An 8,252-nucleotide genomic window follows, 5' to 3' on the forward strand; every position below is an offset into this window, starting at 1 on the left:
GACACTACTAAAGAATTCGCCGTTACGTACTATACAGTGTCTAATAAAGAGAATCAATAGTTTTTTGCGATAAAATTAGGTCGTAATAAAAAAAGGGCGACTTAAGGTTAATAGCCTACCCATGGTACACCCCATCAAATTTAGAATTTCGTTGCAATAGTAGCAAAGGAGCGATCGATAGCACTCAGTGTAATCTCAATATCGTTATCTGTGTGAGCAGTGGTAATAAACCAGGCCTCGTATTTTGAAGGAGCAATATTAATCCCTCGCTTTAGAAGCTCTTTAAAGAACAAAGCAAATTGTTCTCCATTTGTTTGCTCAGCTTGTTCATAGTTTTTGATTTTTTCAGTTGTGAAATAGATGGTTAATGCGCCTTTAAGGCGATTGGTAGTTGCCTGAATTTGATGCTTTAATATAAGGGAATGGATGCCATCTTCTAATTTTTTTCCGAGTCGGTCTAACTCTTCGTAAACGCCATCTTGTTTTAGAACTTCAAGACAGGCGATTCCTGCACTCATTGAAGCTGGGTTTCCAGCCATTGTCCCTGCTTGATAAGCGGGCCCTAGTGGAGCCACTTTTTCCATAATCTCAACTCGTCCACCGTAAGCTCCAATAGGGAGACCACCACCAATGATTTTTCCAAGAGCCGTCATGTCTGGTTCAACCCCAAGAAGATTTTGAGCTCCACCGTACATAAAACGAAAAGCAGTAATTACCTCGTCATAAATAACAAGTGCACCTGCTTCATGAGTTAGCTCATTGATGGCTTCTAAAAAGCCAGGTTCGGGTTCAACTATACCAAAATTACCTACAATTGGTTCGACCAAGACAGCAGCAATCTCATCGCCCCATTTATGTAATGCTTCTTTGTACGCACGAATGTCATTAAAAGGGACGGTGATGACTTCTTTTGCAATATTTTGTGTGACTCCAGCAGAATCAGGAATTCCAAGTGTTGATGGGCCTGAACCAGCTGCGACGAGTACCAAATCGGAATGACCATGGTAGCAGCCGGCGAACTTGATGATTTTATCTCGTCCTGTGTATGCGCGTGCCACTCGGATTGTCGTCATAACCGCTTCCGTACCAGAATTGACAAATCGCACCTTCTCCAAAGAAGGTATGGCTTCTTTTAACATCTTCGCAAATTGATTTTCTAGGCGAGTTGGCGTTCCATATAAGATGCCAGCCTCTGCAGCAGATTGAATAGCTTTGGTAATATGTGGGTGGGCGTGTCCAGTAATAATTGGCCCGTATGCTGCAAGATAATCAATATACTTATTTCCATCAACGTCCCAAAAAAAAGCTCCTTTTGCTTTTTCCATAAAAATAGGCGAACCGCCCCCTACAGCTTTGTACGAACGTGAGGGGCTGTTAACACCTCCAACTATATGCCTTTGTGCTTCAGCGTAAAGATTTTCTGATGTGTCCCAATTCATATGTAACCTCCAAATAAGATCGAGTTGTATGTCCTGATTGTTATTCAACCATATGTAATCGAGTTCAGCAAGTTGATGACTAGCTTGTTAAAGTTTTTTATATAGGAAAAGTAAGTTTTGTAAAGAAAATTCTATGAAAAATATGATAGACCGACATATAATAAATAAAGAAGTTTTTTATGTAGGAGTAGGGGTTGGCATAATGAAAAAAACGTTGTCTTACATAGGTAATCAAATACGTCATATAAGAAAAGAAAGAAACTGGACATTAGGGGAATTAGCAAAAAAGAGTGGATTGACTTTGAACTATTTGGCACATATTGAGAGAGGAAAAGTAAAAGTTAGTGTAGCTAAGCTTGAAGCAGTCATCGTTGCCTTAGGTACAACATGGCATAACATTTTACCGCCAGATTATGAAGAAGAACATAAATTGAAGAAAGAGGTGATCACCCAAGTGAAGGATTTAGAAAAAGAGGAAAATTTCCGATTGTTCATGGCACTTATTCGGGAGATGAAGGAGCAAGCGGGAGAGGATGGAGATTACGATAACAAAGTTCAGTAAATAAAAGTTGAATAAAGTCTTCTTCTAATTCAAACTCTAACGCACGTAAGTAACTTTGAACAAGTAGTTCATCAGTCAAGGATTCCATAATACCACACCCCTTCTCCTTAAGTTAAGACGCTTTTTAATAAATTTAGTTATAAATATATTATCAATTTTTTGTATCTTTTACAAATTTATTAATAATATTTATTAAATATTAAATAGTCTTATCCGAGGAGGAATTAAAGCCTGTTGTTTGAAATGGGTCTGCCTTAAGGGGAGAGTAAGGGTCTTGTTTTAGGAGACGCATTATGGTTAGCGTGGTCGTCTAGCCCTGTGAAACATCTTTCGTCTATTTTAAATCAGTCCTCATATATTTATAATGAGGTGACGATGGTGATGATATCGATGCTCTATTTTATTTTACTTGCTGCGACAATTGGCATAGTAGCTAGTTTCCTATTACTAATTCATAACAGGCCGATAGTTAGAGGTGGTCAACCTGTTTCATTAAGGCACTTTTTATTATTAGTGACTGTCTATGTCACGGTTACTTTTGCTTTCTCTATCCTATATATAGGTTTAGAGCTTCTCGATATTCATGTTCTGACAGAAGGAAATCAACTCGTAGGTGGGAGAGTCTCACATTTAATTGAAGATGCGATTTATTTTAGTGCTGTAACAATGCTATCAGTAGGATATGGAGATATTGTGCCGATAGGGGCAGGTAGAGTAATTGCTATTGTCCAAGCAATGTTTGGTTTTTTACTCCCTGCTGCTTTTGTTGTGACAATTATAAGAAAATAAGTTGCCAGAGAACGAAACATCAGCTACGCTTATAGGAATAATGGTAATTATTGAAAGGATGTGCTCATATGACAGTGGAAATGGGACAAGAAGTTCCTCATTTTTCTTTACCTGCGAATGCAGGAGAGTGGGTATCTCTCAGTGAATATAAAGGAAAGTATGTTGTGCTATACTTTTACCCGAAGGATATGACTCCGGGGTGTACTACCCAGGCGTGTGACTTTCGAGATAAAATAGAAGAATTTAAGGAGCTTAATGCGGTCGTAATGGGGGTAAGTCCTGATCCTATTTCCAAACACGAAAAATTCATTGAAAAGTATCAACTTCCTTTCCTACTCTTAGCAGATGAGAAGAATAAAGTAGCAGAATTATTCGATGTATGGAAATTGAAAAAGAATTTTGGTAAGGAATACATGGGTATTGAGCGGTCCACGTTTGTAATTGACCCTAAAGGAAAATTAATCAAAGAATGGCGCAAAGTAAAAGTGAAAGACCACGTTGAAGAAGCACTTAATTTCATTAAAGAACTCGAGTCCAAGTAATGAATCTAGGAACGCCATTTTAAAGAAGAGAATATAATACAGTAAAGTAAAGTTAGTGAGGAGGAAAAACGATGAAAATGCTTGTGTGTATTATTGATAACTTTTATGCAGATTACGTTGAGAGGAACTTAAGAGAAAAGGGGTATCGTATGACAGAACTTGCAAGTTCTGGGGGCTTTCTTAAAAGAGGAAATACGACCTTTCTATTTGGTGTAGAAGAAGTAGATCTTAAGGAGCTGCGTCAATCATTACAAGAGGCCTGTTTGAATCTAGAAAAGAAGAAGCAGCGTAAAGCCAAACAAGTACATCGTTATACATCATTTTTAATGGATGTTAAAGATACAGCACCTCTCTTTGCCATACACTAAAATGATAATTACTATTAACAACGTTGACAGTATTGTCCCTTCTATACTATACTAATTATAAATATTATAAAATAAGAATCATTTTCCTGAAAGTGAGGTGCATGACGATGTCTAATCATCGCTTGCAAGAAGCCATTGAAGCTCTTAAAAGCACCCGTGTTCGTATGACTCCTCAACGTCATGCTATCTTGGAATTTTTATATGAAACGCTGACGCATCCTACAGCCGATGAGATTTATAAGGCACTTGAGAATCGCTTCCCGAATATGAGTGTAGCAACCGTTTATAATAACTTACGTATGTTTAAAGAAGTTGGAATTGTAAAAGAGTTAACTTACGGGGATTCATCTAGCCGATTTGATTGTGTAACATCGGATCACTATCATGTTATTTGCCAAGAGTGTGGAAAGATTGTTGATTTTCACTATCCTGGTTTAGATGAGGTTGAAACATTGGCCGAACATGTAACTGGTTTTCGTGTTCATAGCCACCGAATGGAAATCTACGGTACATGTCAAAACTGTGTAAAAAAACTTCAGCATTAAAAACATAACAAAGAAACACATATCTACGAGTAGATATGTGTTTCTTTGTTATGTTGAGTTAGCTCCGCGAGCGCTGAGAGTCCTTCTTATTATAATCTTCGTTAAATTCTTTACCCTCTAATGATTTGTCTAAGGTGAGTGGTTCACTGCAACTCATGCAAGCATCGACACGACCTAGCATTTTTGTGGCTTTTCCACAATTGGGACAAATAACTTGAATTGTCTTCGTTGAGAGCATACCTATCCAAAAATAAACTACGGTACTACCGATAATGCAAAGTAAGCCGATAATCATAGCTATCGACATTAAGAGTGGAGAGGTTCGAAAGAAAATACCGATATACATAATGAGAATACCAATAAACACAAGCGAAAGTGCAAAGGTACGAATTTTATTAATTTTATTAGAATACTTAATACTCATGACTTGTCCCTCCTACTTGAGATTATAGCATAGTAGATGTGAACTTCGTATGAAAGATAAAAGAAAAAAAGGAGTTCCTTCATATAATGTAGAAACACTTGTTTAGACAAGATTAACAGGCTAGGATGATGGCCATAGGAGGATGCGGTATGAATATGACTTTACGCCAATTATACCAGGATAGAGCGGGTGAGCCAGACACTTTTGCAATTTCAGTATTAGAAAAGGATCACTCCCCTTTATCCAATACGGATGGCTTTGATGCGATTATACTGTTAATTAAAAAAAATCCACAGGTAGATTGGCATGTGAAGCATTATCTCGTTCAAGGCAAAACCGTTGCCTTTCATGATTTAAGCCAAGCTATGATGCATCATTCATTAATTGCTGGGAATCAAAGGAGGTTAGTTGACTGGTTAGTAAATGGGAAGATTGTCTTTGATCGAAATGAATTTTTACAGGGAGTTAAAGAGAGGATTGACTCATTTCCACCGGGTGACCGTTCAAAGAAAATGACGATTCAGTTTGCGAAAATGATTCGTCGCTTTGAAGAAGGGAAAAAACTATTTCAATGCGATCATCACTTTGATGCATTTAGTAATATGATGCACGCCCTTCATCATCTCGCAAGATTAGCTGTCATACATCAGGGGTTTTATCCTGAGGTGACGGTTTGGGAACAAGTTAAATATATCGAACCAGAGACGTATAAACTTTATCAAGAACTATTAAATAGTAAAGAGTCCTTAGATAAAAGAATTGAACTTCTTATACTAGCAACAGAATTTGCTATTCATTCAAAAGTTCATGTAGGTAGTCAGCATTTGCTCTCTCTTTTAGAGTCGCGTTCGGGTTCATGGTCCATATCAGAGTTGATGCAATTACAAGAAGTAGACGATTATAAGATTGATTTAGAGTTAATGATGAATTATCTATTAGAAAAACGCTTTGTCTCTGTTGATTGCAAGCCTTCTAAATCAAAAGGAATTGATCATTTATATTATAAGGCGAAAAAACATTGTTAAAAATGTTGACTTTAGAATTTCTATGTGATAAATTATTACTTGTCGCTAAGAAGAGCGGCGGTGAAAAAAGTTATTTTAAAAAAGTTATTGACACATCATTCGAAACTTGTTATGATGTAAAAGTCGCCAAAACGCGACAATATAGTTCTTTGAAAACTGAACAAAAGCCAAGCGAAAAAATAGAGATTGTTTTATTTCGATAAATCAAATCTCGTCAATTTATTATGTAATATCGTTAGCGATATTTTTGAGCCTGTTGGTAAAACAACTCAAACACTTTTATGGAGAGTTTGATCCTGGCTCAGGACGAACGCTGGCGGCGTGCCTAATACATGCAAGTCGAGCGGACCTTTAGGAGCTTGCTCCTAAAGGTTAGCGGCGGACGGGTGAGTAACACGTGGGCAACCTGCCCCTTAGACCGGGATAACATCGAGAAATCGGTGCTAATACCGGATGATAGAACGAGCGTTCATGCGCATGTTCTCAAAGATGGCTCCGGCTATCACTAAGGGATGGGCCCGCGGCGCATTAGCTAGTTGGTAAGGTAACGGCTTACCAAGGCGACGATGCGTAGCCGACCTGAGAGGGTGATCGGCCACACTGGGACTGAGACACGGCCCAGACTCCTACGGGAGGCAGCAGTAGGGAATCTTCCGCAATGGACGAAAGTCTGACGGAGCAACGCCGCGTGAGTGATGAAGGTTTTCGGATCGTAAAGCTCTGTTGTTAGGGAAGAACAAGTGTCGTTCAAATAGGGCGGCACCTTGACGGTACCTAACCAGAAAGCCACGGCTAACTACGTGCCAGCAGCCGCGGTAATACGTAGGTGGCAAGCGTTGTCCGGAATTATTGGGCGTAAAGCGCGCGCAGGCGGTCTTTTAAGTCTGATGTGAAAGCCCCCGGCTCAACCGGGGAGGGTCATTGGAAACTGGGAGACTTGAGTACAGAAGAGGAGAGTGGAATTCCACGTGTAGCGGTGAAATGCGTAGATATGTGGAGGAACACCAGTGGCGAAGGCGACTCTCTGGTCTGTAACTGACGCTGAGGCGCGAAAGCGTGGGGAGCAAACAGGATTAGATACCCTGGTAGTCCACGCCGTAAACGATGAGTGCTAGGTGTTAGGGGTTTCGATGCCCTTAGTGCCGAAGTTAACACATTAAGCACTCCGCCTGGGGAGTACGGCCGCAAGGCTGAAACTCAAAGGAATTGACGGGGGCCCGCACAAGCAGTGGAGCATGTGGTTTAATTCGAAGCAACGCGAAGAACCTTACCAGGTCTTGACATCCTTTGACCACCCTAGAGATAGGGCTTTCCCCTTCGGGGGACAAAGTGACAGGTGGTGCATGGTTGTCGTCAGCTCGTGTCGTGAGATGTTGGGTTAAGTCCCGCAACGAGCGCAACCCTTGACCTTAGTTGCCAGCATTTAGTTGGGCACTCTAAGGTGACTGCCGGTGATAAACCGGAGGAAGGTGGGGATGACGTCAAATCATCATGCCCCTTATGACCTGGGCTACACACGTGCTACAATGGATGGTACAAAGGGTTGCGAAGCCGCGAGGTGGAGCCAATCCCAGAAAGCCATTCTCAGTTCGGATTGTAGGCTGCAACTCGCCTACATGAAGCCGGAATTGCTAGTAATCGCGGATCAGCATGCCGCGGTGAATACGTTCCCGGGCCTTGTACACACCGCCCGTCACACCACGAGAGTTTGTAACACCCGAAGTCGGTGGGGTAACCTTTATGGAGCCAGCCGCCTAAGGTGGGACAGATGATTGGGGTGAAGTCGTAACAAGGTAGCCGTATCGGAAGGTGCGGCTGGATCACCTCCTTTCTATGGAGTTTTTACTCTAGTCGATATATGACGTAGGTCATATACGCTTTGGTCTTTTGTTCAGTTTTGAAGGAACTTTTGTTCTTTCTATAGGATAGTTCTTTGAAAACTAGATAATGAAATGTAAACATGAAAGTCAAGAAAATTCATGTTTAATCGGAGACGATTAAACAAAAACCTTTTTTAATTTGGTTAAGTTAGAAAGGGCGCACGGTGAATGCCTTGGCACTAGGAGCCGAAGAAGGACGTGACGAACGACGAAACGCCTCGGGGAGCTGTAAGTAAGCTTTGATCCGAGGATATCCGAATGGGGGAACCCATCATCCGTAATGGGATGATACCCGTATCTGAATACATAGGATACGAGGAGGCAGACCTGGGGAACTGAAACATCTAAGTACCCAGAGGAAGAGAAAGCAAATGCGATTTCCTAAGTAGCGGCGAGCGAAACGGAAACAGCCCAAACCAAGAGGCTTGCCTCTTGGGGTTGTAGGACGTCTCATACGGAGTCAGAAAAGAAGAGCATAGGTGAAGCGGTCTGGAAAGGCCCATCATAGAAGGTAACAATCCTGTAACCGAAATGCCCTTCTCTCCGAGACGGATCCTGAGTACGGCGGGACACGTGAAACCCCGTCGGAATCCGGGAGGACCATCTCCCAAGGCTAAATACTCCCTAGTGACCGATAGTGAACCAGTACCGTGAGGGAAAGGTGAAAAGCACCCCGGA

At 41.1% G+C, this 8,252-nt stretch carries 10 protein-coding genes and 2 rRNA genes (1 of these 12 only partly in view); 9 read left to right on the forward strand and 3 right to left on the reverse strand.

Going from position 1 to position 8,252, the window contains the following annotated elements; translation table 11 throughout:
• Positions 1 to 140: 140 nt before the first annotated feature.
• Positions 141 to 1,439: a glutamate-1-semialdehyde 2,1-aminomutase gene (locus CEF19_RS12795; protein ID WP_100406414.1), complete on the reverse strand. Its 1,299-nt coding sequence runs from the start codon at positions 1,437 to 1,439 to the stop codon at positions 141 to 143.
• A 202-nt stretch (positions 1,440 to 1,641) separates the two neighbouring features.
• Here CEF19_RS12795 and CEF19_RS12800 point away from each other — a divergent pair, with 202 nt between their 5' ends.
• Positions 1,642 to 2,001 (forward strand): helix-turn-helix domain-containing protein, encoded by a 360-nt coding sequence (locus tag CEF19_RS12800; protein ID WP_100406415.1) that lies wholly within the window; start codon positions 1,642 to 1,644, stop codon positions 1,999 to 2,001.
• Here the strand turns inward: CEF19_RS12800 and CEF19_RS24275 are convergent.
• Positions 1,940 to 2,089 carry a sporulation histidine kinase inhibitor Sda gene (locus CEF19_RS24275; protein WP_100406416.1) on the reverse strand — a complete coding sequence of 50 codons (150 nt, stop codon included), beginning with the start codon at positions 2,087 to 2,089 and terminating at the stop codon, positions 1,940 to 1,942. The two genes, CEF19_RS12800 and CEF19_RS24275, sit on opposite strands and share 62 nt — an antisense overlap.
• Before the next feature lie 287 nt (positions 2,090 to 2,376).
• Between CEF19_RS24275 and CEF19_RS12810 the strand changes: the two genes are divergently transcribed.
• The 4 genes from CEF19_RS12810 to perR all read left to right on the forward strand — a co-directional run bounded on the left by CEF19_RS12810 (position 2,377) and on the right by perR (position 4,245).
• Positions 2,377 to 2,790, forward strand: coding sequence for a potassium channel family protein (locus CEF19_RS12810; RefSeq protein WP_227521981.1), 414 nt, complete (start codon positions 2,377 to 2,379; stop codon positions 2,788 to 2,790).
• A gap of 68 nt (positions 2,791 to 2,858) precedes the next feature.
• A complete protein-coding gene (gene bcp / locus CEF19_RS12815; RefSeq protein ID WP_100406417.1) occupies positions 2,859 to 3,332 on the forward strand; it encodes a thioredoxin-dependent thiol peroxidase in 474 nt (157 codons plus the stop codon).
• Between the two features lie 71 nt (positions 3,333 to 3,403).
• Complete coding sequence (locus tag CEF19_RS12820; protein ID WP_100406418.1) at positions 3,404 to 3,700, forward strand: cyclic-di-AMP receptor; 297 nt, start codon at positions 3,404 to 3,406, stop codon at positions 3,698 to 3,700.
• Positions 3,701 to 3,807: 107 nt separating this feature from the next.
• Positions 3,808 to 4,245 (forward strand): peroxide-responsive transcriptional repressor PerR, encoded by a 438-nt coding sequence (gene perR, locus CEF19_RS12825; RefSeq protein WP_100406419.1) that lies wholly within the window; start codon positions 3,808 to 3,810, stop codon positions 4,243 to 4,245.
• A gap of 58 nt (positions 4,246 to 4,303) precedes the next feature.
• On the opposite strand, the gene CEF19_RS12830 is transcribed toward perR, so the two are convergent.
• The gene (locus CEF19_RS12830; RefSeq protein WP_100406420.1) at positions 4,304 to 4,669 is read right to left on the reverse strand and encodes a YgzB family protein; all 366 of its coding nucleotides are present in this window, start codon (positions 4,667 to 4,669) and stop codon (positions 4,304 to 4,306) included.
• 149 nt (positions 4,670 to 4,818) lie between these two features.
• Here CEF19_RS12830 and CEF19_RS12835 point away from each other — a divergent pair, with 149 nt between their 5' ends.
• From CEF19_RS12835 to CEF19_RS12850, 4 genes are all read left to right on the forward strand, one after another.
• Positions 4,819 to 5,694 (forward strand): nucleotidyltransferase-like protein, encoded by an 876-nt coding sequence (locus tag CEF19_RS12835; protein ID WP_100406421.1) that lies wholly within the window; start codon positions 4,819 to 4,821, stop codon positions 5,692 to 5,694.
• A complete protein-coding gene (locus tag CEF19_RS12840) occupies positions 5,688 to 5,897 on the forward strand; it encodes a hypothetical protein (RefSeq protein ID WP_100406422.1) in 210 nt (69 codons plus the stop codon). The genes CEF19_RS12835 and CEF19_RS12840 overlap by 7 nt, the downstream gene beginning before the upstream one ends.
• Before the next feature lie 75 nt (positions 5,898 to 5,972).
• A 16S ribosomal RNA gene (locus tag CEF19_RS12845) occupies positions 5,973 to 7,525 on the forward strand.
• Between the two features lie 190 nt (positions 7,526 to 7,715).
• Positions 7,716 to 8,252 (forward strand): 23S ribosomal RNA (locus tag CEF19_RS12850) (it continues 2,401 nt past the right edge of the window).
• The 16S and 23S rRNA genes sit together here, the layout of an rRNA operon.

Source organism: Bacillus solitudinis, from assembly GCF_002797395.1.
Lineage (GTDB): Bacteria > Bacillota > Bacilli > Bacillales > Bacillaceae_D > Halalkalibacter_A > Halalkalibacter_A solitudinis.